The 887-nt window shown below is 64.3% G+C and carries 1 protein-coding gene; it reads right to left on the reverse strand.

The annotated features are described in order from the left end of the window. Nucleotides 1-887, reverse strand: an 887-nt coding sequence (gene tuf, locus AC07O8_RS27245; protein ID WP_495051021.1) for an elongation factor Tu, incomplete at both ends; no start/stop codon positions are given.

Below are 887 nucleotides of genomic sequence, written 5' to 3' on the forward strand. Positions count from 1 at the left end.
GCCACGACGCCCGAGCCGACGGTACGACCGCCTTCACGGATGGCGAAGCGCAGACCCTGCTCCATGGCGATCGGAGCGATCAGCTTCACGGTGATGCTGACGTTGTCGCCAGGCATGACCATTTCCTTGTCCTTCGGCAGCTCCACGGCACCGGTCACGTCCGTCGTGCGGAAGTAGAACTGGGGACGGTAGTTGTTGAAGAACGGGGTGTGACGGCCGCCCTCTTCCTTGCTCAGAACATAGATCTCAGCGGTGAAGTGGGTGTGCGGCTTGATCGAGCCGGGCTTGGCCAGCACCTGGCCACGCTCGACGTCTTCACGCTTGGTGCCGCGCAGCAGGATACCGACGTTGTCGCCGGCTTGACCCTGGTCCAGCAGCTTGCGGAACATTTCCACGCCGGTCACGGTGGTCTTCTGGACTTCGCGGATACCGACGATCTCGATTTCCTCGCCGACCTTGATGATGCCGCGCTCCACACGACCCGTCACCACGGTGCCGCGGCCCGAGATCGAGAACACGTCTTCCACCGGCAGCAGGAACGCGCCGTCAACGGCACGGTCCGGCTGGGGGATGTAGGTGTCCAGCGCATCAGCCAGGCGCATGATGGCCTGCTCGCCCAGATCGCCCGTGTCGCCTTCCAGCGCCAGCTTGGCCGAACCCTTGATGATCGGCGTGTCGTCGCCCGGGAAGTCGTACTTGCTCAGCAGCTCGCGGACTTCCATCTCCACCAGCTCCAGCAGCTCGGCGTCGTCCACCATGTCGCACTTGTTCAGGAAGACGATGATGAACTTCACACCGACCTGACGCGCCAGCAGGATGTGCTCGCGGGTCTGGGGCATCGGGCCGTCAGCGGCCGAGCACACCAGGATCGCGCCGTCCATCTGCGC

This window comes from Roseateles sp. GW821-FHT09G09, from assembly GCF_059415965.1.